This is a genomic window from Benzoatithermus flavus, from assembly GCF_037908215.1.
Taxonomy (GTDB): domain Bacteria; phylum Pseudomonadota; class Alphaproteobacteria; order Geminicoccales; family Geminicoccaceae; genus Benzoatithermus; species Benzoatithermus flavus.
The window spans coordinates 104,875-128,488 of sequence record NZ_JBBLZC010000013.1 but is presented as its reverse complement, the minus strand read 5'-3'; the positions used below and the strand labels follow the sequence as shown (position 1 = coordinate 128,488).

The following is a 23,614-nucleotide window of genomic DNA, read 5'->3' as shown; positions in this document are numbered from 1 at the left end:
GACGGGCCTGGTTGCAGAGAAGCGATCCGGCCGCTCAGGCGCCCGGCTGCGGGCTCGGCTCGATGCCGGCCGGGGGCGGCTCGCCGCCGCTCGGGCGCGTGGTCGGGACCGAGCCACGCTTGCCCATACCGGCACCGGCAGTGTTGAGCTCGTCGCGACGCACGTTGGCGAGCGGCTCGCCGCGCATGATGGCGTTGATCTCTTCGCCGGTCAGAGTCTCGTGCTCGAGCAGCGCCTGCGCCAAGCGATCGAGGTGGTGGCGGTTCTCGGACAGGATCTTCCGCGCCAGCGCATGGCCTTCCTCGACGATCCGCCGGATCTCGCGGTCGATGGTCTGCGCCGTGGCCTCGGAGATGTTCTTGGTCTGGGTCACGGAATGGCCCAGAAAGATCTCCTGCTGATTTTCGGCGTAGCCCACCGGGCCCAGCTCGTCGCTCATGCCCCACTGGGTCACCATGTGACGCGCGATCTTGGTCGCCTGCTCGATGTCGGAAGCGGCACCGGCCGTCACCTTGTTGCGGCCGAACACCAGCTCCTCGGCGACCCGACCGCCCATGGCGACGGCGATGTCGGCCTCGAGCTTCTCGCGGCTGACCGAGATCCGATCGCCCTCGGGCAGGCGCATCACCATGCCGAGCGCACGACCGCGCGGGATGATGGTGGCTTTGTGGATCGGGTCGGAAGCCGGCGAGAAGTAGGCCATCACGGCATGGCCGGCCTCGTGGTAGGCGGTGAGCCGCTTCTCCTCTTCGGACATGACCATGGAGCGGCGCTCCACGCCCATCATGACCTTGTCCTTCGCGGCCTCGAAGTCGCTCATCGTCACCATGCGCTTGCCGGCGCGGGCGGCGAGCAGCGCCGCCTCGTTGACGATGTTGGCGAGATCCGCGCCGGAGAAGCCGGGTGTCCCACGCGCGATCACCTTGGTGTCGACGTCGGGGCCGACCCGCACCTTCTTGATGTGGACGTTCAGGATCTTCTCACGACCGAGCACGTCGGGGTTCGGCACCACGACCTGCCGGTCGAAGCGGCCGGGGCGCAGGAGCGCCGGGTCGAGCACGTCCGGGCGGTTGGTGGCCGCGATCAGGATCACGCCCTCGTTGGCCTCGAAGCCGTCCATCTCGACCAGGAGCTGGTTCAGGGTCTGCTCGCGCTCGTCGTTGCCGCCGCCGAGCCCCGCACCGCGATGCCGGCCCACGGCGTCGATCTCGTCGATGAACACGATGCAGGGCGCGTGCTTCTTCGCCTGCTCGAACATGTCGCGCACACGCGAGGCGCCCACGCCCACGAACATCTCGACGAAATCCGAGCCCGAGATCGTGAAGAAAGGCACGTTGGCCTCGCCGGCGATGGCGCGGGCGAGGAGCGTCTTGCCGGTGCCGGGCGGGCCGACGAGCAGGACACCCTTCGGGATCCGGCCGCCGACCGCCTGGAACTTCTGCGGGTTCTTCAGGAACTCGACGATCTCCTGCAGCTCCTCCTTGGCCTCGTCGATGCCGGCCACGTCGTTGAAGGTGACGCGGCCGTGCTTCTCGGTCAGCAGGCGCGCCCTCGACTTGCCGAAGCCCATGGCCTTGCCGCCGCCCGACTGCATCTGGCGCATGAAGAACACCCAGACACCGATCAGGAGCAGCATCGGGAACCAGGAGACCAGCACGCCCAAGAGCGAGGGCATGCTCTCGTCGAGCGGAACGGCGCTGATGCGCACGTCGTGGTCGGTCAGGCGGTTGACCAGGTTCGGATCATAGGGCGCGTAGGTGCTGAAGGAGCGCCCGTCCTGGAAGTGGCCGGAGATCGAATCGCCCTGGATCGTGACGTCGCTGACCCGGCCGGCCTCGACCTCGGACAGGAAATCGGAGAATGCCAGGCTCGTCTGCGGCCCACGCGAGGAAGGTCCCTGGAACAGATTGAAGAGGGCGATCAGCAGCAGGCCGATGATCACCCATAAGGCTAGATTCTTGCCGAAGTTGTTCACCGCGTGCGCCTCGAAGTGAGCCTAGGCACCAAGACAACATGATCCGCTCGTCACCGTTCCCGCAGCGGGATCACGTCCGGCACCTGCAGGATAAATAAGGCGGGGCGGATTTGAAACAACATTCGCGCCCGCGAAAGCCGCGGATGCCAGCGGCTGGGCCGGCGCCGGCGCCGCCTCGACGAGGACGCCGGCAGGCGAGTCGAGACCATGGGCCGCGAGCGGCGGGCAGGCGACCAACCGGCCCTCCCGCCACAAACCCGGCAGCGAGGCGATGGCCGCTGCGGGTAGCCGCAGGTCGCGCAACCTGTCGCGAACGGGCCGTGGCAGTTCCCTCCTCCCGGCCTCCCCCAGGGCCGCGACCCGCAAGCCGGCCGGGCTCATATGGCAGGTCAGGGCGAAGCGCCGATCCCATACGATCCTCTCACCTGCCCGGATCGGCAGCGCGTGGACGATCCGGCCCGGCTCGCGGGCGACGACGAGCTCGCCAAGAGGCCGCACAGCCAGGACACAGCCTGCGGCCGTGGCTCGTGATCCCGGCGGGGCGGCTTCGAGGGTGCGCTCGAGCCGGCGCAGAACGGCGCCAGGCGGCGGATAAGGAGCAGCACCGACCGTGACGAGGAGGCGTGCCAGCACCGCCTCGCGCAGCTCGGAGGGAAGCCCACGCCAGGCTTCGAGCCCGAGGCGGACGAAGCCCAAGGGATGTGGTCCGGCATGGGTGGCGAGGAAGCGGGCGAGCGCCGCGTCGCGCTCCCGGCGGGCAGCAGCGGCACGCCGGCCTTCGCCGAGCCAGAAGGACGAATCGAAGTCCGGGCCCGAACGCAGCCGGCCGCGGCGGAACCGGGGCGAGCGGTTGCTCGGGTCCTCGAGCCAGGGCTGGCCTGCCGCCCGCAAGGTGGCGATCAGGCGAGCCTTGGGCACGGGCAGGAACGGACGGAGCAGGCGCAGGCCCGGCTCCTCGCGCACGGCCGGCATGCCGGCGAGGCCGTCGGGACCGCTCCCCCGCTCGGCGCGCATGGCGACCGTCTCGGCCTGATCGTCGGCATGATGGGCCAGGAGGAGGTGGAGGATGCCGGCTTCCCGGCAGGCGGCGGTCAGCAGGCGGTAGCGGGCGGCACGGGCCGCGGCCTGGATGCCCGAGGCGGGCTTCTTGGCCTCGGTCCAGACCAGGACCTGCGGCCGGATGCCGCGCGCGGCGAGCCACGCCGCCGTGCGGGCCGCCTCCGCGGCCGATTCCGGCCGCAGGCGATGATCGACGACGAGTGCGGTGAGCGTGCCGCCTCTGGCCTCGGCCCAAGCGCTCGCGAGAAGGGCCAGGGCCATGCTGTCGGGACCGCCCGAGACGGCGGCCGCGAGCGCCGGCGGCCGCTCGAAAGGCTGGAACGGTTCGAGCAGGGCCGCGAACTCGGCCGCGGTCAGCGGTCGGTCGTGGTCAGGTGCAGCCGGCGCTCGTGCGTTCACGGCTCAGCGCTTGACGGATCGGGGCCGGCGCGTTCGGATGACGCTTGGCGAGCTCGGCGAAGCTCTGGCAGGCTTTCTCGCGCTGGCCCATCCCGGCCAGCGCCACGCCGAGCTTCAGCAGATTGTCGGGTGCCCGCGGTGCATCCGGACCGTAGGTGCGGTAGTTGCGGGCGAACACCGCCGCCGCGTTCGCGTAGTCTTTGCGCAGGAGATAGGTCTCGCCGAGCCAGTACGAGGCCGTGGCGGCGCGCGGGTCGTTCGGGTTCTGCTGCACGAAGGCGGCGAAGGCCTGCTCCGCCTCGGCCCAGCGATTGGCCTGCAGGAGCTCGAGCCCGGCCTCGTAGCTCGCCGGCGGGGTCGTGGCTCCCTCGCTCTCCAGCCTCGCCTGCACTCCCCCGTCCTGGCCGGGTGCCGGCAGGTCGGGCTGCCTCGGCACGGACTGGCCGCGCAGCGCATCCTCGGGAATGGTGCCGAGAACGTAGCCCTTCTGCGCGGAGGCGTCGGGCGCGATCGAGGAGGCCACCGGGGCGGGCGCAGCCGGTCGGGCAACGGCCGGCGGGGGGGCCGGCTCCTGGCGGGCTGTCACGGACGGCGTCAGTGGCGTCGGCCGCGCCGCCGGTGCCGCGAGCGGCGGCTCGGGCGCCGTCGCCGGTGGAGCGGCCCGGCCGGTGTCGGCGAGCTCCTGCGGGGTGCTGCCGCGCTGCTGATCCGCCTGGGTGAGCAGGCGCTGCAGACGGGCCTGCATCTGCATCTGCGCGTGCTCGACCTCCTCGATCCGGCCGGTGAGGCGGCGGATGTCCTCCTCGAGCTGCTGCAGCCGCGCGGCGAGGACCGCGGACTGCTGCGCCGAGGGCTGGAGCTGCGCCATCTGCAGCTCGGCGCGGACGGCGGCGACCCCGGCGGCAGCACGCGCGAGCTCGCTGCCCCAAGGTGCCGGGCCGGGCGCTGCCTCGGCCGTGGCCGCAAGCGCGGCCGCTGTGAGCAAGGTTGCCGCTGCCGTGCGCCAGACCATGATCGCCGCTCCGTCCGCAAAGAAGATGCTGCTGGGGTGCCTTGCTCAGTGGGTCACGTTGACCACGGTGACCGCGCGCCGGTTGAGCGCGTAGGCCTGCTCGGTGGTGCCGGGATCGGCCGGGCGCTCCTTGCCGTAAGATACGGTGAGCACGCGGGCGGGATCGACGCCGAGCTGGGTGAGGTAGGTCTTGACCGCGTTGGCGCGCCGCTCGCCGAGGGCGAGGTTGTACTCGGTCGTGCCGCGCTGGTCGGTGTGGCCCTCGATGGTCACGGTGACCGACGGGAACTGCTGCAGCCAAGCGGCCTGACGCTCGACGGTCTGTCGTGCGGTCTGGTCGAGGGTCGAGCTGTCGAAGCCGAAGAACACGCGGTCGCCGACATTGACCTCGAGGTCGGCCTGGCTGCCCGGCGTGGCCGCGCCGTTCAGGCTGGTGCCACTGCCGATGCCCGTGCCGGCCCCGGAGCCGAGCCCCATGTCGGCGGCGCCCAGCGTGCCCTTCCCGGCACCCGCACCGGCGCCGCCGGCGGTATCCGAAAGCGACTCCTCCGAGGTCGAGCAGGCGGCCAGAAGGAAGAGAGCGGCAGCGACGGGGACGAAGCGAGCGAGCATGACTTTATCTTCCTGTGTTGAGCCCAGCCACGACGAGCACCGGCGCCTGGGGCAAGGCGGGCGGCGGCGGGGGAAGCGAGGGGACGGGCATGGAATCGGGGCGTGCGTTCAAGGCAACCGGGGCGACCAGTCCGGATCGGAGGCATCCGTAGGTGTGGGTACCTCGCGCTCGTTGTAGCCGCTAACGTCGATGGTGAACAGACGCCTCCTGCCCGACCCGTCCTGTCGCGCGAACATGATCGTGCGCCCGTTCGGCGCCCAGCTCGGGCTCTCGTCGAGGGCGCTGCGCGTGAGCAGCCGCTCGTCGCTGCCATCGGGCCGCATGATGCCGATGTTGAAGTAGCCGCCCTTGATGACCATGAAGGCGATGAAATCGCCCCTGGGCGACCAGACCGGGCTGCCGTAGCGCCCTTCGCCGTAGCTGATGCGCCTGGCACCGCCGCCGTTCCGGCTCATGACGTAGAGCAGCGGCCGACCGCCCCGGTCCGAGTTGAACACGATCTGGCTGCCGTCGGGCGAGAACGAGGGCGAGGTGTCGATCGCGGCATCATCCGTGAGGCGCGTGGCGCGCCGCGTGGCGATGTCCCAGAGATAGATGTCGGAGTTGCCGTTCTGCGCCAGCGTCAAGAGCAGGCTGCGCCCGTCGGGCGAGAAGCGCGGGGCGAAGGTCATGCCCTGGAAGTCGCCGAGCGTGCCCTCGCGGCCGGAAGCGACGTCCGCGACGAAGACCCTGGGCGGACCCTGGCGGAAGCCCATGTAGGCGACCTTCGAGCCGTCCGGCGAGAAGCGCGGGGTGAGGGCGAGGAAACTGCCGTCGGTGAGATAGCGGCTGTTGGCGCCGTCCCAGTCCATGACCGCGACGCGCTTGACCCGCCGCGCCGCAGGACCGGTCTCGGCGATGTAAGCGATACGGGTATCGAAATAGCCGGGCTCGCCCGTGAGCCGCTCGTAGATCACGTCCGCGATCTTGTGGCCGATCCGCCGCCAGCTCGCCTCGGGCGCATCGAAGCGCAGGCCCCGCATCTGCTCGCCCGCGAACACGTCCCACAGGCGGAACTCGACGGCGAGCTGCCCACCGCCTGCGGCCCCCTGCACGGTGCCGCTCACGAGCGCCTGGGCGTTGATCTGCCGCCAGTCCGCGAAGCGCGGCAGGCTCCTGAGCTCATCCGGCGACTGGATGTAGGCGCGGCGGTCGATCAGCTCGAACAGGCCCGAGCTCTGCAGATCGTTGCCGATCACCTCGGCGATGGCGAGGCCGCGCTCCCGGTCGGCCGGGCCGTCGCCCGCGAACGGGCTCACCGCGATCGGGATCGGCTGCACGACACCCTTGGTGATGTCGACCCGAAGCTGGGCCAGCGCCGCCGACACACCCGCCCCGCTCGCGACGAGCGCTGTCGCGGCCCCGCTCAGGAGCCGCCGCCGGCCGAGCCGGAAGCGTCCGCTCAGCCCGTCATCGCCGACGGGTCGAAGTTGAAGATGATGTTCCGCCATACCTGATAGGACTCCGGTGGAAGCTTCAGCGGCGAGCAGGCCCGGACCGCGCGCACGGCGCTCTCGGCGAAGGCGCGGAACACGGGATCGCTGCTCATCCGGGCCGCGTCCATCGGCACCACGGACTGCACGCTGCCGTCCGCTGCCATGACGATGTTGAGCTCGGCGCGCAAGCCCTCGACGCCCTGCGCGGCCACGGGAATGTTCCAGCAGGGCGTGATCTGCCGGCTGATCGAGGCCGCGAGCGCCGAGGGGTTGATCTGCGCCTGCTGCGCCTGGCCCGGCTGGTTCGTCCCGCCCGCCTCGGCGGCCGTGCCCTTGCCCTCGCGCTTCTCGGGCGCCTTCACGCGCTTCGCCTGCGCCTCGACGCTGCGCAACAGCGCATCGAAGTCGCTCTCCTCGGTCCTGGGGGCCGGCGGCTCGGGCGGCCTCTCCTTCTTGGGTTCCACCTTCGCCACCTGGGTCGGCTTCTCCGACTCGGGCTCGGGCTTCTTGGTCTCCGGCTTGCTCACGGGCTTCGGCTGCTCCGCCGGCGGCTCCGGCTTCTTCGGTTCGGGCTTGGGCGGCTCCGGCTTCTTGGGAGCCGGCTCGGGCGTCGGCGCTTCGGCCTTTTTCGGCTCCGGCACGGGCTCGGGCTTCGGTACCTCCGCCTTCTTGGGTTCGGGCGTCGGTTCCGGCTTCGGCGTCTCCGCCTTCTTGGGCTCGGGCGTCGGTTCCGGCTTCGGCGGCGGAGGCGGTGCGGACGGCTCGGGCTTCGCCTCGGCCACGGGAGCGGGTGCGGGCTTCTGCTCGACCTTGGGAGCGGGCGGCGGAGGCGGCGGCGGTGCGGGTGCGGCCGCCTGGCGCTGCGGCAGTGGTGCGGCCTGCGCCGGCGGAGCCTTGGGCGGGAGCGGCGAGGGCTTGGGTGCGGCGGCATCGCTCACGATCTCGACCGAGATCGGCGCCTCCTCCGGCGGCAGGTCATGGCCGAAGCGTGAGAGCAGGACGACGAGGCCCACCACGGCGAGGTGGAGCAGGAGCGAAGCGATGAAGGAGCGACCCATCCTGGTCCGTCCCACGAGCCCTGAGAGGCGGCCGTCGGCCGGAGCGCCGGGCTTGGCGGCGCTCAGCGCGCCGGCGAGGCGGTCGATGCCGTCCTCGCCGCGCGGCCCGACGGTGCTTCGGTCAGAAGCGCCACCTTGTTGAATCCGGCCTGGTTGATGGCGCCGACCACGCTCATCACCGTACCGTAGTCGATCCCCTTGTCTCCACGGACGAAGATCCGGGCGTCGGGCTTCCGGCCCGTGATCGCCTGGAGCCGCGGTGCGAGCTGGTCGAGTGCGATCTCGCTCTCCTGCAGATAGATCTTCCCCTTGGCGTCGACCGTGACGCTCAGGGGCTCGTCCTGGCCCGGCAGCGGCGAGCTCGCGGCCTCGGGCAGATCCACGGCGACGCCCGAGGTCAGCATGGGCGCGGTGATCATGAACACGATCAGCAGCACCAGCATGACGTCGACGAGCGGCGTCATGTTGATCTCGACCATCGCCCCCCGCGCGCGCCGCCGTCGGCGCCGACGGCCCTCGTCGACGTCGTCCGGAATCTTCGGCTGGACCTTCGCACCCATGGGCTCAGGCCACCTTGGCGGCGTCGAGCTCGCGCGAGAGCACGACGGCGAACTCGTCGGCGAAGCTGCCGAGGCGGTTGGCGTAGCTCTCGATCGAGCCCGAGAGCTTGTTGTAGGCGACGAGGGCCGGGATCGCGGCCATGAGGCCCAAGGCCGTCGTGAACAACGCCTCGGCGATCCCGGGCGCCACGACCGCGAGCGTGGTGTTCTTGGTGGCGGCGATCGCCTGGAAGCTGTTCATGATGCCCCAGACCGTGCCGAACAGACCCACGAACGGGGCGGTGGAGGCGATCGTGCCGAGCCAGGACAGGTTCTTCTCGAGGCTCTCCACCTCGCGGTCCATGGTAAGGTCCATCACCTGCCCGATCCGGCCGACGAGGCCGCGGTTGAAGCTCACCTCGGTGGTCTTCGGCGAATCCCGCCACTCCTCCATGGCGGTCGCGAACATGAGCGCCATCGGGTGGTCGGCGCGCTTGGCGAGCCGACGATAGAGCTCGTCGAGCGGCGCTCCCGACCAGAAGGCGCGCTCGAAGGCGTTGGCCTTGTGGGTGAGCCGGGCGAGCCGGAAGGTCTTGTCGAAGATGATCGTCCAGCACCAGAGCGAAGCCGCGATCAGGAGCAGGATCACGGCCTTGGTCACGAGATCGGTCTGCAGGAACAGCTCGAAGAAGCTCGGCCCGTGGGCCGCGCTGGCCAGGCCTGCGGCGTGGATCGCGGTGTCTTCCATCTCGTGAAACCCGATGGCGCGGAGTTGGGGCGACAGATTGCCCGAAAGGAAAGAGCTACGGGATCAGGAACTTGCGCCGAACTGTTCAAACGCTGCTCTACTTGCCGCCGATGCTCGTAATGATGGCGGCGGGCGAAAGTGTCAAGGGTAGAGAACGCCGCCCGTGAGATCGCCTGCCAATTGCTGCGCTAGCCCCGATCAGCTACCCGCGATAGCGGCGGCGAAGCGCTGCCGCAGCGTTTCGGGCAGACGCCGCGGACGCAGCGTGGCGAGATCCACGACGGCGAGCGTCAGCTCGAGCCGCACGAGGAGCTGCTCCTCCCGATGGATCCGCTGCTCGAGCGCGAGCCGGGCCCCGCTCAGGTCGATCACATCCGTGTGCACGGCGAGCAGGTCGTCGAGCCGGGCGGGCGCCAGGAAGCGCATGGCGCAGCGCGAGACGGCGAACGCGATGCCCGTCTCGCCCGCGAGCCCGCGATGGTCGAAGCCGAACTCGCGTAAGAGTTCGGTGCGCGCCCGCTCGGCGAACTTGAGATAGTTGGCGTGGTAGACGATTCCGGCCGCGTCCGTGTCCTCGTAATAGACGCGTACCGGAAGGACATGCGCCGGCGGGCGCCCCGTCACGTCTCCTCACCTCCGAACAGATCCACCTGCATCGCGAGTGCCGGAGGTGCGGTGAGCCCCAGATGCTGCCAGGCGGCACGGGTCAAAAGCCGGCCGCGCGGCGTGCGTTGGAGCAGGCCCTGCTGCAGAAGGAACGGCTCCACCGTTTCCTCGAGCGTGTCGCGCTGCTCGGAAAGGGCGGCCGCCATCGTGTCGATCCCGACCGGGCCGCCGCCGTAGTTGGTGGCGATCGCCCGCAGGTAACGGCGGTCCAGGCTGTCGAGGCCGAGATCGTCGACCTCGAGCTGGCGCAGCGCCAGATCGGCGAGCTCGCGGTCGACCGGCCTTCCCGCCTTGTCGATGGTCGCGAAGTCGCGCACCCGGCGCAAAAGACGGTTCGCGACGCGCGGCGTGCCGCGCGCCCGGCGTGCGATCTCGTGCGCCCCCTCGGGCAGAAGCTCGAGCCCGAGCAGCCGCGCCCCGCGCAGCACGATGTCCTGGAGCTCCGCAACCTCGTAGAACTCCATGCGCGCGATGATGCCGAACCGGTCGCGCAACGGCGTGGTGAGAAGACCGGTGCGGGTCGTGGCGCCGACGAGCGTGAACGGCGGCAGATCGAGGCGGATCGAGCGCGCCGCCGGCCCCTCGCCGATCATGAGGTCGAGCTTGAAGTCCTCCATCGCCGGATAGAGGATTTCCTCGACCGTCGGTTGCAGCCGGTGGATCTCGTCGATGAACAAGACGTCGCGCGGCTGCAGGTTGGTCAGGATCGCGGCGAGGTCGCCCGCCCGCTGGATGATCGGCCCCGACGTCAGACGAAAGCCCACGCCGAGCTCGCCCGCCACGATCTGGGCGAGCGTGGTCTTGCCCAAGCCCGGCGGCCCCGCGAACAGAACGTGATCGAGCGCGTCGCCGCGCGTCCGCGCCGCCTCGATGAACACGGCGAGATTGGCCCGAAGCTGGGCCTGGCCGATGAACTCGGCGAGGCGCTTCGGGCGCAGGCTGACATCCGCATCCTCGTTGGCCGGAGCGGGGCTCACCAGACGCTGCTCCATGCTCAAGCCACCAGCTCCTTCAAGCCCTCACGCACCATGACGTCGACCGGCAGATCGGTCCCGAGCCGGGCCTGGACCCGGGCGATCGCCGCATAGGCCTCGACGCGCGCATAGCCGAGATTGAGCAGGGCCGAGAGCGCGTCGTTGGCGGGCCCGCCCAGGCTCGCCACCGCCACCGGCGCGACTCCGGCGGGCGCCTGTGCTTGTGGCAGGCTGCCGACCCGGTCCTTCAGCTCGCTCACGATCCGCGCCGCGAGCCGGCTGCCGACACCGCTCGCCCGGCCCAAGGCCGCCTTGTCGCCGGCGGCGATCGCGTTCGCGAGCTCGTGCGGGCGCAGCGTGCCGAGAAGCGAGAGCGCCACCCGTGCCCCCACGCCCTGCACGGTCTGGAGCAGCCGGAACCAGACGCGGTCCGAGGCCTCGAGAAAGCCGTAGAGGCTGATCCCGTCCTCGCGCATATGAAGCTCGGTATGCAGCTCGACCGCCTCCCCGACCGACGGCAGGCGCCCGAGCGTGGCGGGTGCGACCGTCACGAGATAGCCGACCCCGCCGACATCGACGATGACATGGTCCTCGCCGACGCCGGCGAGCGTGCCGCGCAGCCGCGCGATCATGGAATCCGTTCCGCCTCTCGGGTGAGCCGGGCCGCGATCCGGGCCCGACCCGCCCGGAAATGGGCATGGCAGATCGCGACCGCAAGGGCGTCGGCGGCATCGGCCCCGACCTCGCCGCAGCCCGGCAGAAGATAGCGGACCATGGTGGCGACCTGCTCCTTGGCGGCACCACCCGTACCCGTCACCGCGCGCTTGACCTGCTTTGCGGCATACTCGGTGACCGGCAGGCCGTGATGCGTCGCCACGAGCAGGACGACACCGCGCGCGTGGCCGAGCTTCAAGGAGGAGAGCGGGTTGCGATTCACCACGGTCTCCTCGACCGCGGCCTCGACGGGCCGGTGCGCGGCGATCACGGCCGCGAGGCCATCGTAGAGCCCGCCCAGGCGCCGGGCGAGATCGGCTTCGCCATCGGTGTGGACGACGCCGCAGGCGACGAAGCGGAGCTGGTTGCCGCGCGCATCGAGCAGGCCCCACCCGGTGTGGCGCAAGCCCGGATCGAGGCCCAGGAGGAGCATGGCGCGGCCCCTCGTCCGCCGCTCAGCCGGCGATCCGGGCGAGCGCCGCCTCGGAGACCTCGAAGTTCGCGATCACGCGCTGCACGTCGTCGTTCTCGTCGAGGGCTTCGAGAAGCTTGAACAGACTCTCGGCCTTCTCGTCGTCGACCGGCACCGTGACCTGCGGCTTCCAGGTGAGGATCGCCTGCTCGGGTGCGCCGAAGCGCTTCTCCAGCGCCTCCTGCACGGCGGCGAGGTCGTCGGGAGCGCACAAGATCTCGTGTCCCTCCTCGCTGCTCTCGACGTCCTCGGCCCCGGCCTCGATCGCGGCCTCGAGCATGTCGTCGGCGCTGGCCACAGCAGCCGGATAGCGGATCGAACCCACGCGGTTGAACTGGAAGCTCACGCTGTTGGTCTCGCCGAGCGTACCGCCGTGCTTGCCGAAGGTCGAGCGGACAGCGCTCGCGGTCCGGTTCCGGTTGTCGGTCAGCGCCTCCACGATCACGGCGACACCGCCCGGCCCGTAGCCCTCGTAGCGCACCTCGTCGTAGTTCTCGGCTTCACCGCCCTGACCGCGCTTGATCGCGCGCTCGATGTTGTCTTTGGGCATGTTGGCCGCCTTCGCGGCCTGAATGGCGGCACGCAGGCGCGGATTGGCGGCCGGATCGGGCAGGCCCGATTTCGCCGCCACCTGGATCTCGCGCTGGAGGCGCGTGAACAGCTTCGCCCGGACCGCATCCTGGCGGCCCTTGCGATGCATGATGTTCTTGAACTGCGAATGACCTGCCATGACGCTTCAGGGATGGGTTGCGTATCGATCGATGTGAGCGGCTCTATAGCAGAGAGGGTGCCGGCACGACCAGATGGCGTCACCGGGCCGCATCATCCATGCAGCCGACGGAACCATCCTGCCGCAGACCGGAGCGTCATGCGGAGGCTCTACCCAGCGGAAGTCACAATACGACAAGGAATCATAGGTTTAAAGGAGCGAATGAAATCGTTGACATAAGATGGCCGTCATCTCATGATGTGAAATGGACGGTGGTGGTCGTACCGGGCCACCACTTTCCGGCATGTGCTGCGACGGCAGCGGCGCGAAGCGGCGGCGGGTCGTTCGGCTTTCGCGTCCGGCGAGACCCAAGCCTCCGGAGTGGCGCCTGCGAGGAGCAGCGGCAGAGAAGAATGCCGCCGCTCCTTTTATGGCATTTGAAGCAAATCCCTACGTTCAGCGAGACCGGGCTTCGGGTCGGGAGGCCGATGCGGCTGCGCGCACCTGCAAACCATGATCTGTCGAAAAAATCCGTAAAGTTTCGAGCGAATTCTGCTCGAATACGACCGCTCGTTTCGCGTTATAGGATAAAAAGTTATTTGTCCGCTACTTTTCGGGTTGCATTGGCAGCGAGACTGCGCTAGCTTGATCCCGTCAAGTCAGACGGTGCCTCCCTCCCTCACTTCGCCCCCGCCGCCTCCGCTGCGGGGGCGTGCTTTTTATGGAAGGGTCCTGTCGCTCCTCGGCTCTCGAACAGGAGGATGCCTGCATGAACAGCTCCCAAGCGCGGATCGACTTCGGCTGGCAACTCGCCCCGGCCAACGGCAACGAGAAGGGATCGAGCGAGCGGGATGCCGTGCTCGAAGCCGAGATCGCGGCTCTGGAGCCGGTCGTCAGCGCGGCGGTGCTGGTGGCGACCGCCTTCCGCCTGCGCGACGAAGCGAGCCTGATCGACACGCTCCGCCTGCTGACCGAGGCGGTGCGCGACCTGGAAACCCGACGCGCTGCCGAGGATTCCTGAGCTTGTGCCACGCCGCGGCGTCTTGATCGCAGCCGCCGCGGCGACCACATGCCTCGCCGTCGGGCGGCGCCGGCAGGACCGGTGTCGCCTTTGCAACGCGAGGCCCCATGGAGCAAAAGCCGCCGAGCTGGCACGGCACCACCATCCTCTCCGTCCGCAAAGGCCGGCAGGTGGCGATGGCCGGGGACGGCCAGGTCAGCTTCAATCAGACCGTCATCAAGAGCAACGCGCGCAAGGTGCGCCGCCTGGGCGGTGGATCGATCCTGGCCGGCTTCGCCGGCAGCACCGCCGACGCCTTCACCCTGCTCGAGCGGCTCGAGGCCAAGCTCGAGCGGCATCCGGGCCAGCTCACCCGTGCCTGCGTCGAGCTCGCCAAGGACTGGCGCACCGATCGCTATCTCCGCCGGCTCGAGGCGATGATGGCCGTGGCCGACGCCGACGTTTCCCTGGTGCTGACCGGCAACGGCGACGTGCTCGAGCCCGAGGACGGGCTCATCGGCATCGGCTCGGGTGGCGCTTACGCCCTTGCCGCCGCCAAGGCGCTCGTCGACATCGACGGGCTCTCGGCCGAGGACATCGCGAGGAAGGCGATGAAGATCGCGGCCGGAATCTGCGTCTACACCAACGACAGCATCATCATCGAGACCTTGGACCAGCGATGACCGCGCTCACCCCTAGAGAGATCGTCTCCGAGCTCGACCGGTTCATCGTGGGCCAAGGGGCGGCGAAGCGGGCGGTCGCGATAGCGCTGCGCAATCGCTGGCGGCGGATGCAGCTCGACGAGTCCTTGCGCGAGGAGGTTCTGCCGAAGAACATCCTGATGATCGGACCCACGGGCTGCGGCAAGACCGAGATCGCGCGCCGCCTCGCGCGCCTGGCGCAGGCTCCCTTCCTCAAGGTCGAGGCGACCAAGTTCACCGAGGTCGGCTATGTCGGCCGCGACGTCGAGAGCATCGTGCGCGACCTCGTCGAGATCGCGATGAAGCTCACCCGTGACCGGCTCCGCAAGGAAGTCGCGGCGCAGGCCGAGCTCAACGCCGAGGAGCGCGTGCTGGATGCGCTCGTCGGCAGCGGCGCCGCCAAGGAGACCCGCGACAAGTTCCGCCGCATGCTGCGCGACGGCCATCTCGCCGAGCGGATGATCGAGATCGACGTCCAGGACACGGGTGCGGCCAGCCTGCCGACCTTCGACATTCCCGGCATGCCCGGTGCGCAGATGGGCATGATCAATCTCGGCGACATCTTCGGCAAGGCGTTCGGCGGCCGGACCAAGCGCAAGAAGCTCACCGTGGCGCAGAGCTACGAGGTGCTGATGGCCGAGGAGAGCGACAAGCTCCTCGATCAGGAGCGCGTCACCCGCGAGGCCGTCGCCGCCACCGAGCAGAACGGCATCGTGTTCCTGGACGAGATCGACAAAATCAGCGCCCGCGAAGGCCGGATCGGGGCCGACGTCAGCCGCGAGGGGGTGCAGCGCGACCTTCTGCCCCTGATCGAGGGCACGACGGTCACGACCAAGTACGGTGCGGTCAGGACCGACCACATCCTGTTCATCGCGAGCGGCGCCTTCCATCTCAGCAAGCCCTCGGACCTTCTGCCCGAGCTGCAGGGCCGTCTACCGATCCGGGTCGAGCTCGATCCTCTGAGCCGCGACGACCTCGCCCGCATCCTGGTCGAGCCGGAAGCGAGCCTGATCAAGCAGTACACGGCGCTCATGGCTACGGAGGGCATTGAGCTCCGCTTCACCGAGGATGCCATCGCCGAGATCGCGACGCTCGCGCACGAGGTCAACAGCAAGGTCGAGAACATCGGTGCCCGCCGGCTGCAGACCGTGATGGAGCGGCTGGTCGAGGAGGTGAGCTTCACCGCCTCCGACCGCAGTGGCGAAGCGATCACGATCGATGCTTCTTATGTCCGCCGTCAGGTCGGCGACCTCGTGGCGAATACGGATTTGAGCAAGTTCATCCTCTAGCAGGGCCGAGCAGGCCCGCCGGCGCCCCGGCTACGTCGGGTTCGAGACGCCGCCGGCGGCCTCGCCGGTGCCGACCTGATGCCGTGGAACCGGACGAGATCCTCGGTGCGCGGTCGCGGTGGGCCGCCGGACTCCGAGCAGCGCCGGATAGCATCGCTAGGCCATGGTGCCGACGAGGCAGGCGCGCAGGCGGAAAACGCCGGCGCGGGCGAGGGCCGCGATCACCTCGCCCGCGAACGCGTCCGGCGCCGGGAGGCCGGCACGGTAAAAACTGGCACATGCCCGAAGGGCGATCCAGCTCACGCCCGCTGGCGCAGCTTCTGGGCGTACACGTTGATGACGAGTGCCAGCAGCAGGATCAGGCCGCGGATCAGGATCTTCAAGAAGCTGTCGATGTCGATGTGGTCGAGGCCGTTGTTGAGCACGCCCAGCACGAACAGGCCGAGGATCGTGTTGCCGATCCCGCCCCGGCCGCCGAACAGGCTCGTGCCGCCCACCACCACGGCAGCGATCGAATCCAAGAGGAACTCGTCGAACTCGTTCTGCTGCGCGCTGCCGAAATAGGCGACCCCCAGCATGCCGGCGATGCCCGAGCAGACGGCCGAGATGATCATCACGGCCGCGAGCACCCGCTTCACGTTGACGCCGGCATATTCCGCCGCCTCGCGGTTGCCGCCCACCATGTACACGTAGCGGCCGAAGCGGGTGTAGGTCAGGACGAGGTGGCCGACGAGCAGGAACAGGGCCGCGATGACGACGATCCAGGGGAACGGGCCGATCGTGCCTGAACCCAGGGTCTTGATCAGCGGCGGCACGGCATAGGCGATCTGGCCGCGGACCAGCATGGCGCAGATGCCGGCTCCGATCTGCAGCATGGCGAGCGTCATGATGAAGGACGGGATGCCGATCACCGTGACGCCGAAGGCGTTGGCCACACCCAGCGCGAAGCAGGCAGCGAGCCCGCACAGGATCGCGAGCCAGCCCGGCAGCGGCACGTTCGCGATGTTGACGTAGGACTCCTGCAGCGTGAAGAACGCGACCACGATGCCGGCGGCATTCGCCACAGCAGCGACGCTGAGGTCGATCTCGGCCGTGAGGATCACGAAGGTGAGCCCGGTGGCGATGATCGCCGTGATCGAGACCTGGCGCAGGATGTTGCCGAGATTGTCCACCGTCGCGAACGACGGGCTCAAGGCGCTGAACACCGCGATCAGGAAGAGCAGCGTGATCAGGGGTGCGATGTTGGTGAGCCGCGCCGCGAGCCAGCTCCCGATGCCGCCGGAAGGTGCCGCGAGCTGTCCCTGGGGTACCTGCGCCGCCATCTTCCCCTGCCTCATGCCGCAGCGAGCAAGCGGTCCTTGCTCACCGTTTCGTTCCTGAACTCGCGGGTGATCGTCCCTTTGCGCATGACCACGATCCGATCGGCCAACGCCATCACCGTCTCGGGCTCGGCGGAAGCCACGACGATGCCGACCCCTTCCGCCTTGAGGCTTCTGACGATGTGGACCACGTCGTCCTTCGCACCCACGTCCATGCCGCGCGTAGGCTCGGCCAGCACCAGGACCTTGGGCAGGTGGGTGAGCCAGCGCGCCAGCGCCACCTTCTGCTGGTTGCCGCCCGAGAGTGCACGCAGCGGCGGCTCGACCGAGTAGGGCCGGATGCGCAGGCGGTCCACATGGCCTTGCGCGATCTTCCGCTCCTCGGCCGGGTCGAGCAGGAGCTTGCCGATCCGCTCGAGGATGCTGATCGAGATGTTCTTGTAGACCGGCTCGTCGGCGAACAGCATCGAGCGCCGGCTCTCCGGGACGAGCGCGATCCCTGCCTGCTTCGCCTGCGCCGTGCTGCTGAGGCGCACGGGTCGGCCGTCGATGCGGATCGAGCCGGCCTCGGGTACCAGCTTGCCCATGAGCGTCTTCGCGACCTCGAGCTGGCCCGAGCCCATGAAGCCGTAAAGGCCCAGGACCTCGCCCGCCCGGACCTGCAAGGAGACGTCGGCGAACGCCCCCTTGCGGACGAGCCCTTCGGCCTCCAGCACGACCGGAGCAGCCTCGGGGGTTGCGAGCCTGACCTCGCCTTCCAGCGCCTCCTCGAGCTCCTGGTGGCCGCGGCCGATCATGCGCTCGATCAGCCAGTGCTTGTCGACCTCGGCGGCGTTCGCCGTGGCGATGCGCCGGCTGTTGCGGAACACCGTCACTCGGTCCGAGACCGCGAGCACGTCCTCGAGGAAGTGCGAGATGAAGATGAAGCTCGTACCCTCGGCCTTGAGCCGCCGCAGCACCGTGAACAGCCGCTCGATCTCGGGCGGCGAGAGGGCCGAGGTCGGCTCGTCCAGGATGATAATCCTAGCACCGCTGAACAGCACCCGGCCGAGTTCGACGAGCTGCTGCAGGCCCAAGGGCAGCCGGCCGGCCTCGGCACCGGGGTCGATGTCGATGCCGAGCCGGGCGAGGTGCACCTTCGCCTCCTTCGCCATGGCGCGCCAGCGGACGATGCCGGCGCCGTTGGTGAGCTGGTGGCCGAGGAACACGTTCTCGGCCACCGAGAGGCTCGGGACGATCGAGAGCTCCTGATGGACCATGCCGATCCCGGCCGCGAGCGCGTCGCGCGCCGAGCGGAAACGGACGGGCCGGCCGTCGATGCGCATCTCGCCGTCGTACGTGCCGTGCACGCCGGCGACGATCTTCATGAGCGTCGACTTGCCGGCGCCGTTCTCGCCGATCAGCCCGTGCACCTCGCCTTCGCGCAGCGTGAAGTCGACGCCCGAGAGCGCCGTCACGCCGCCGAAGCTCTTGCCGATCCCGCTCATCTCCAGGATCGGCCGGCCGTTCCCGCCTGCGGGCTTCTCGACCATGTCCTCTGCTCAGATCAGGAAGTGCTTCTGCATCCAGAGCATGCCGGGCGCGTTCGACTTCGTGACCACCGGTCCGTCGGTGACGACGTGCTTCGGGATCCCGCCCTCGCCGCTCTTCTCGCCCAGGACGGCCGCGACGCCGGCGATGATCGCCCCGCCATGGATGCGGCAGGAGGGGTTGCGCACCGTGGCGTGCATCCGCCCGTCGATCACGGCCTCGATCGCGGGCGGCATGGCGTCCACACCACCCAGGAGAATGTTGGTCCGGCCGCGCGCCTTCATCACGTTGTAGGCGGCGAGCGCCATGTCGTCGTTGTGGAAGAAGGCGGCGGTGATGTCCTTGTGCTTGGTGAGGATGCTGTCCCAGATCCTGGCCACCTTGGTCACGTCCCAGTCGGCCGGCTGCTCGTCGAGCACCTGGATCTTCGGGTACTTCGAGATCACCGAGTGGAAACCCTTGGCGCGGCCCTGCGCCCCGGTGTGGCCCAAGGCACCCTGGGTCATGACGATGGTGCCCTCGCCGTTCATGGCATCGACCAGGGCCTGGGTGACCGAAGCCCCCATGAACTCGTTGTCGGGGGCGAGAAAGCTGTGGACGTTGATCTGGTCCAAGGGGGCGATCAGCGTGTCCATGTCGATGACGGGCGTGCCGGCGTCGATCATGCGCTTGACGGGGTCGGTGAGCGTGCCGATGCCGAAGGCCTGGATCGCCACGAAGTCCCACTTCTGGGAGGCCATGTTGTCGATGGCGGCGCGCTGCTTCGGGGCCGCGAGCTCGCCGTCGAACCAGGTCACCTCGACGTTGAACAGCTTGCCCCAGAACTCGGCCGCCTGCTTGCCCTGCGCGCACCAGGTGGCCTGGAGCCCGGCATTCGAGAACGCGGCCTTCAGGGGCTTCTCCGAGCGGCCCATCTCCTGGGCCATGGCGGCCGCGATCATGGGATCGAAGCCGAAGCCGCCCAAGAGCGCTCCTGCCGCTGCGGCCGAGCCCGTCACCTTACGCACGAAGGATCGGCGGGTCTCGGGCGAGACCTGATCACCCACGCTCATTCCTTGCCTCCCTGTCAGGCATCTTGCTGCCGAAGAGCGATCGGATGCGCGGCAATGTGGCGGGCTTCGCGCGGCTTGGCAATGGCCGCGGGGCGGCGTGACCCTTCACCGGCGCGCATGGCTGAGCGTCCGGCGCACCACCCGCGCACGGCGGCGGCTCGCTCGCACCGGCCGTACACAGCATCAACATGAAAGCGGCCCGGACCACCATCCGCACGTCGAAGGCGGCGATGGCGCCGACCAAAAGGGCGAGGCCCACGATATGGAGGGTCTCGACGGTCGGATAGAACGAGAGCGAGCTTCGCAGGGTCTCGCCCAGCGAGGAATGCCCGACCGCCGCGGCCCAGGCCGGCACCGCGTCCGGCGTCGTCGGCGCCGCCATTGCTGCCGATCCGCCCCGCATCGTCGCTCCGCCCGCCGGCTGGACGGACCCAAGATTCACCAGCGCCGGGACCGGTCAGGCGAGACGACGGCAAGGTCACGGTGGGGTGAGGCGATCGAGGCCGGGCCGTTCGGCTCCTTGCAGGCCAACACCACAACCGCCCGATCTCGGCCCACAGCGCGTCGGGCGGAAACGGTCCGGCGTGCTCTGAATCCCGGCATGTACGGAACGCAAGGTGCGCCTCTCGGCCGCATGGATCAGGACCTCGTTGGAGGCGTCGCAATGACGGGACAGCAACTCTGGAACAGGGGGCAAGCTCAGGCGCGCGCCGGCACCGCCACCTTGGACGCCTGGGCAGCGAGCGCCACCCGGCGCGCCCGGCGGCGCTGCAGCTCCTGATCGGCGAGCACGCCGATCAGGATCACCGTCCCCATGACCGCGAAGTTGAGGGAGCTCGGGATGCCGAGGAGGTTGACGAGGTTCTGGAGGATCTGAAGGAGCACGGTGCCGAGGAGGATGCCCAGGATCGACCCCTCCCCGCCCCGCAAGCTGCAGCCGCCGAGCACCGCCGCGGCGATGGCGTAGAGCTCGTAGAAGTTGCCGTGCGCCGAGGGGCTGACCGAGCTCGTGTAGAAGGCGATGAACACGGCCGAGAGCCCGGCCAGGGCCCCGCTGATGATGTAGGCGGTGGCGGTGACGAGCTCGGTGTTGATGCCCGAGAAGCGTGCCGCCTCCTCGTTCTTGCCGACGGCGAAGAGATAGCGGCCGTAGACCGAGCGGTGCAGGACGATCCCCATGATCGCCGCCACGATGAGGAGTGCCAAGAAGGTGTGCGGGATGCCGAAGGTGCGCCCCGCCGCGAGCCAGGAGAGGGTCTCGAACTCGTCGCCGTAGCCGAAGCCGATCGTGGCGTCGTTCATGTACCAGCGTGCGATGCCGCGATAGATCAGGAGCCCGCACAGCGTGACGACGAAGGGCTGGATCTTGAGCTTGGTCACGAGGAAGCCGTGGATGGCGCCCAAGGTCACGCCGAGCCCGATCGCGATCGGCAGCACGAGCTGCCAGGGCACGCCCCGGTTGATGCCGAGATCGATGAAGATCACGCCGATCAGCGCGAACATCGAGCCCACCGAAAGCTCGATGCCCCCGGTGATGATGACGAGACCTTCGCCCAGGCTGAACAGGCCGAAGAGCCCGATCAGGTTCGCCATGTTGACGAGGTTCACGGGCGAGAGGAAGCGCGGATTCAAGATCGCCGTGATGGCGCCCACGACGAGGATGAGAACGAGAAGCCCGAGATCCTTCTTGTGCATGGCGAGGCGTTCTTCCCTGATGTCTCTTCAGGCCGCGAGCCGGTGGCCGACCGCGAGCTCGAGCACGTTGCGCTCGCTGAACTGGTGCCGCTCGAGAAAGCCGCTGATGGTGCCTTCGTGCATCACGGCGATGCGGTCGCTCACCCCGATCACCTCCTCCATGTCGCTGCTGATCATGAGGATGGCGACGCGATTGTCGGCGAGATCGCGTAAGAGCTCGTAGATCTCGCTTTTGGCGCCCACGTCGATGCCGCGTGTGGGCTCGTCGAAGACGATGAGCTTCGGCCGCATCGAGAGCCACTTCGCGAGCACCACCTTCTGCTGGTTGCCGCCCGAGAGTGTGATGACCGGCACGTCGATCGAGGGCGCCTTGATCCCGAGCCGCCGCCGCTCCCGCTCGGCCGCCTCGGCCTCGGCCCCGCGTCGCACGAGCCACCAGCGCGCGTAAGCACCGAGCCCCGCCAGCGTCACGTTCTCGCGGATCGGCATGTCGAGCACGAGGCCCGAGCGCTTGCGGTCCTCGGGTGCAAGATAGATCCCGCGCCGGATCGCATCGCGCGGCGAGCGGATGCGTACATTCTCGCCGTCGAGGCGGATCTCGCCGCCCAAGGCCGGGTCGATCCCGAAGAGGGTACGGGCGAGCGAGGTCCGGCCCGAGCCGATCAGGCCCGCGAGCCCCAGGATCTCGCCGCGCCGGATGTCGAGGCTCACGGTCCGGTCCGGGAAGGCCGCCGTCCGGAGGTCCCGGATCACGCAGCCCTCGCTCGGCCGCACCTTGGGCGGGATGTAGAGCGATTTGAGGTCGCGGCCGATCATGAGCCGGATCATCGCACCGTGCGTGATCTCGTCCTTCGCGAGCGTGCCCACCATCCGCCCGTCGCGCAAGCACACGACCCGGTCGGCGCAGGCCTTGATCTCGCCCAGGCGATGCGTGATGTAGATGACGCTGACATCTTGGGCCTTCAGCTCGGCCACGACCGAGAGCAGCCGCTCGGTCTCGGACAGGGTGAGGCTCGAGGTCGGCTCGTCCATGATGATGAGCCGCGCGTCGAGCGAGAGTGCCTTCGCGATCTCGACCATCTGCCGCTGGGCGATCGAGAGCTCGGCTACGGGCGTTTCCGGCCCGAAGTCGACGTTGAGCCGCCGCAGCAAGGGTTCCACCATCCCATGGAGCCGCGCCCGGTCGACGAGCCGCAAGGGTCCACCCTGAAGCGGCTCGCGGCCGATGAAGATGTTGGCCGCGACGTCGAGATTGTCGAAGAGGTTGAGCTCCTGGTGGACGAAGGCGATGCCGGCCGCCATCGACTGCGTCACGCTGAGCGCCTGGTGCTCGACCCCGTCGATGACGATGGTCCCGGTGTTCGGGGCCACGACCCCGCCCAGGACCTTCATGAGCGTGCTCTTGCCGGCTCCGTTCTCGCCGATGAGGCCCACGACCTCGCCGCGCGCGACCGCAAGGCCGACGCCGGCGAGCGCCGTCACACCCGGATAGGTCTTGCCGATGTTCCGCAGCTCGAGGAAAGGTGCCGCCTGCATCCGACGCGTCGCCCTGGACATGGATGGAAGAGCCCCCACCCGCTCGATCGCTGCGCGATCGACCCTCTCCCACCTGCGGCGGGGGAGGGTCGGAGTAGGGGCCTCAGCCGCTCACTTGCGGAGCAGCTCCTTCATCGTCTTCTGGAACTCGGCGACGTTCGAGCTGTCGATCACCTTGGTCGGGATGATCATCAGGTGGTTCTCGGGGATGAACGACCGGTCGCCCTCGATGTAGCGGGCGAGCAGCTTCATCGACTGATAGCCGAACTCGAACGGCTGCTGGACGACGGTGGCCTCGACGATGCCGTCGGCGATGCCGCGCAGCGTCACCGGGTCCTCGTCGAAGCCGATCACCTTGACCTGGCCCTGCTTGCCGGCGGCGCGCACGGCCTCGACGATCTGCGGCGTGTTGTAGGAGTAGAGGCCGACGAGCGCGCTGATGTCGGGGTACTTGGTCAGCGTGTCCTCGACGTTGCGCTTGGCGCGGGCGAAGTCGACCTCGTCGGTGCGGATGTCGATGATCTCGACTTTCGAGCCCTCGAGCGCCTTCTTGATCCCCTCCACGCGCTCGCGGGCGTTGGCGGCACCCATCGTGCCCACGAACAGCATGATCCTGCCGCCGTCGGGCAGCGCCTTCTTGATCAGCTCGCCCGCCTGCTCGCCCGCCTGGCGGTTGTCGGTGCCGATGTAGAGCACGCGCTTGCTCTGCGGCGCGTCGCTGTCGGTCGTGAACAGGACGGCCTGCTCGGCCACCTTGTTCAGGATCTCGGTCGAGTTGGCGGGGTCGATGGCGCTGATCGAGACACCGGCGACACCGCGGGTGAGGAGGTCGTCGAGGATGCGGCGCTGCTCGGCCGCGGTCGCCTCCGAGACCACGTACATCTCGGTCTTGTAGTTCGGAAGCTCGCTCTGCGCCTTCTCGACGCCGCGCCGGGCGATGGTCCAGAAATCGGCCGAGGCGTTGGTCACCAGCGCCAAGGTCTTCTTCTCCTGCGCCGACACGGCGCCGGCCGCGACCGTGCCGGCGAGGATGGCCGCGAACAGCGAGAGGATGTGCCGTCTTTGCATCTTGCGTCCCT

At 69.1% G+C, this 23,614-nt stretch carries 24 protein-coding genes; 3 read left to right on the top strand and 21 right to left on the bottom strand.

Going from position 1 to position 23,614, the window contains the following annotated elements:
- Positions 1 to 34: 34 nt before the first annotated feature.
- From ftsH to U1T56_RS14190, 13 genes are all read right to left on the bottom strand, one after another.
- Positions 35 to 1,975 carry an ATP-dependent zinc metalloprotease FtsH gene (ftsH, locus tag U1T56_RS14250; protein ID WP_418160153.1) on the bottom strand — a complete coding sequence of 647 codons (1,941 nt, stop codon included), beginning with the start codon at positions 1,973 to 1,975 and terminating at the stop codon, positions 35 to 37.
- 21 nt (positions 1,976 to 1,996) lie between these two features.
- Positions 1,997 to 3,433 carry a tRNA lysidine(34) synthetase TilS gene (gene tilS / locus U1T56_RS14245; protein WP_418160152.1) on the bottom strand — a complete coding sequence of 479 codons (1,437 nt, stop codon included), beginning with the start codon at positions 3,431 to 3,433 and terminating at the stop codon, positions 1,997 to 1,999.
- The gene (gene ybgF, locus U1T56_RS14240) at positions 3,405 to 4,445 is read right to left on the bottom strand and encodes a tol-pal system protein YbgF (RefSeq protein ID WP_418160151.1); all 1,041 of its coding nucleotides are present in this window, start codon (positions 4,443 to 4,445) and stop codon (positions 3,405 to 3,407) included. Before ybgF ends, tilS begins: the two co-directional genes overlap by 29 nt.
- 45 nt (positions 4,446 to 4,490) lie before the next feature.
- The gene (gene pal, locus U1T56_RS14235; RefSeq protein WP_418160150.1) at positions 4,491 to 5,057 is read right to left on the bottom strand and encodes a peptidoglycan-associated lipoprotein Pal; all 567 of its coding nucleotides are present in this window, start codon (positions 5,055 to 5,057) and stop codon (positions 4,491 to 4,493) included.
- A gap of 108 nt (positions 5,058 to 5,165) precedes the next feature.
- On the bottom strand, positions 5,166 to 6,548 hold the full coding sequence (gene tolB / locus U1T56_RS14230) for a Tol-Pal system beta propeller repeat protein TolB (RefSeq protein WP_418160149.1): 1,383 nt from the start codon (positions 6,546 to 6,548) through the stop codon (positions 5,166 to 5,168).
- Entirely contained in the window at positions 6,500 to 7,591 is a 1,092-nt protein-coding gene (locus tag U1T56_RS14225; protein WP_418160148.1) for a hypothetical protein, read from the bottom strand. Before U1T56_RS14225 ends, tolB begins: the two co-directional genes overlap by 49 nt.
- A gap of 62 nt (positions 7,592 to 7,653) precedes the next feature.
- Positions 7,654 to 8,151 carry a protein TolR gene (gene tolR / locus U1T56_RS14220; RefSeq protein WP_418160147.1) on the bottom strand — a complete coding sequence of 166 codons (498 nt, stop codon included), beginning with the start codon at positions 8,149 to 8,151 and terminating at the stop codon, positions 7,654 to 7,656.
- Between the two features lie 4 nt (positions 8,152 to 8,155).
- The gene (tolQ, locus tag U1T56_RS14215; protein ID WP_418160146.1) at positions 8,156 to 8,878 is read right to left on the bottom strand and encodes a protein TolQ; all 723 of its coding nucleotides are present in this window, start codon (positions 8,876 to 8,878) and stop codon (positions 8,156 to 8,158) included.
- A 198-nt stretch (positions 8,879 to 9,076) separates the two neighbouring features.
- Positions 9,077 to 9,502 carry a tol-pal system-associated acyl-CoA thioesterase gene (ybgC, locus tag U1T56_RS14210; RefSeq protein ID WP_418160145.1) on the bottom strand — a complete coding sequence of 142 codons (426 nt, stop codon included), beginning with the start codon at positions 9,500 to 9,502 and terminating at the stop codon, positions 9,077 to 9,079.
- Positions 9,499 to 10,536 (bottom strand): Holliday junction branch migration DNA helicase RuvB, encoded by a 1,038-nt coding sequence (gene ruvB / locus U1T56_RS14205; protein ID WP_418160144.1) that lies wholly within the window; start codon positions 10,534 to 10,536, stop codon positions 9,499 to 9,501. The genes ybgC and ruvB overlap by 4 nt, the downstream gene beginning before the upstream one ends.
- A 2-nt stretch (positions 10,537 to 10,538) precedes the next feature.
- Positions 10,539 to 11,150: a Holliday junction branch migration protein RuvA gene (gene ruvA / locus U1T56_RS14200; RefSeq protein WP_418160143.1), complete on the bottom strand. Its 612-nt coding sequence runs from the start codon at positions 11,148 to 11,150 to the stop codon at positions 10,539 to 10,541.
- Positions 11,147 to 11,665, bottom strand: a complete 519-nt coding sequence (gene ruvC / locus U1T56_RS14195) for a crossover junction endodeoxyribonuclease RuvC (RefSeq protein WP_418160142.1) — start codon at positions 11,663 to 11,665, stop codon at positions 11,147 to 11,149. Before ruvC ends, ruvA begins: the two co-directional genes overlap by 4 nt.
- Before the next feature lie 22 nt (positions 11,666 to 11,687).
- Positions 11,688 to 12,434, bottom strand: coding sequence for a YebC/PmpR family DNA-binding transcriptional regulator (locus U1T56_RS14190; protein WP_418160141.1), 747 nt, complete (start codon positions 12,432 to 12,434; stop codon positions 11,688 to 11,690).
- A gap of 748 nt (positions 12,435 to 13,182) precedes the next feature.
- Here U1T56_RS14190 and U1T56_RS14185 point away from each other — a divergent pair.
- The 3 genes from U1T56_RS14185 to hslU all read left to right on the top strand — a co-directional run bounded on the left by U1T56_RS14185 (position 13,183) and on the right by hslU (position 15,403).
- The gene (locus U1T56_RS14185) at positions 13,183 to 13,434 is read left to right on the top strand and encodes a hypothetical protein (protein WP_418160140.1); all 252 of its coding nucleotides are present in this window, start codon (positions 13,183 to 13,185) and stop codon (positions 13,432 to 13,434) included.
- A gap of 107 nt (positions 13,435 to 13,541) precedes the next feature.
- Entirely contained in the window at positions 13,542 to 14,096 is a 555-nt protein-coding gene (gene hslV / locus U1T56_RS14180; RefSeq protein WP_418160139.1) for an ATP-dependent protease subunit HslV, read from the top strand.
- On the top strand, positions 14,093 to 15,403 hold the full coding sequence (hslU, locus tag U1T56_RS14175; protein WP_418160138.1) for an ATP-dependent protease ATPase subunit HslU: 1,311 nt from the start codon (positions 14,093 to 14,095) through the stop codon (positions 15,401 to 15,403). Before hslV ends, hslU begins: the two co-directional genes overlap by 4 nt.
- Before the next feature lie 156 nt (positions 15,404 to 15,559).
- Here the strand turns inward: hslU and U1T56_RS14170 are convergent, their stop codons facing one another.
- The 8 genes from U1T56_RS14170 to U1T56_RS14135 all read right to left on the bottom strand — a co-directional run bounded on the left by U1T56_RS14170 (position 15,560) and on the right by U1T56_RS14135 (position 23,603).
- Positions 15,560 to 15,706, bottom strand: a complete 147-nt coding sequence (locus tag U1T56_RS14170; protein ID WP_418160137.1) for a hypothetical protein — start codon at positions 15,704 to 15,706, stop codon at positions 15,560 to 15,562.
- Positions 15,703 to 16,725 carry an ABC transporter permease gene (locus U1T56_RS14165; protein WP_418160136.1) on the bottom strand — a complete coding sequence of 341 codons (1,023 nt, stop codon included), beginning with the start codon at positions 16,723 to 16,725 and terminating at the stop codon, positions 15,703 to 15,705. Before U1T56_RS14165 ends, U1T56_RS14170 begins: the two co-directional genes overlap by 4 nt.
- A gap of 11 nt (positions 16,726 to 16,736) precedes the next feature.
- The gene (locus tag U1T56_RS14160; RefSeq protein ID WP_418160135.1) at positions 16,737 to 18,254 is read right to left on the bottom strand and encodes a sugar ABC transporter ATP-binding protein; all 1,518 of its coding nucleotides are present in this window, start codon (positions 18,252 to 18,254) and stop codon (positions 16,737 to 16,739) included.
- A 9-nt stretch (positions 18,255 to 18,263) separates the two neighbouring features.
- Positions 18,264 to 19,304 carry a sugar ABC transporter substrate-binding protein gene (locus tag U1T56_RS14155; RefSeq protein ID WP_418160134.1) on the bottom strand — a complete coding sequence of 347 codons (1,041 nt, stop codon included), beginning with the start codon at positions 19,302 to 19,304 and terminating at the stop codon, positions 18,264 to 18,266.
- Positions 19,291 to 19,686 carry a hypothetical protein gene (locus U1T56_RS14150; RefSeq protein ID WP_418160133.1) on the bottom strand — a complete coding sequence of 132 codons (396 nt, stop codon included), beginning with the start codon at positions 19,684 to 19,686 and terminating at the stop codon, positions 19,291 to 19,293. Before U1T56_RS14150 ends, U1T56_RS14155 begins: the two co-directional genes overlap by 14 nt.
- 317 nt (positions 19,687 to 20,003) lie before the next feature.
- Entirely contained in the window at positions 20,004 to 20,999 is a 996-nt protein-coding gene (locus U1T56_RS14145) for an ABC transporter permease (protein WP_418160132.1), read from the bottom strand.
- Between the two features lie 27 nt (positions 21,000 to 21,026).
- The gene (locus tag U1T56_RS14140; protein WP_418160131.1) at positions 21,027 to 22,535 is read right to left on the bottom strand and encodes a sugar ABC transporter ATP-binding protein; all 1,509 of its coding nucleotides are present in this window, start codon (positions 22,533 to 22,535) and stop codon (positions 21,027 to 21,029) included.
- 111 nt (positions 22,536 to 22,646) lie between these two features.
- A complete protein-coding gene (locus U1T56_RS14135) occupies positions 22,647 to 23,603 on the bottom strand; it encodes a sugar-binding protein (RefSeq protein ID WP_418160130.1) in 957 nt (318 codons plus the stop codon).
- Positions 23,604 to 23,614 lie beyond the last annotated feature (11 nt).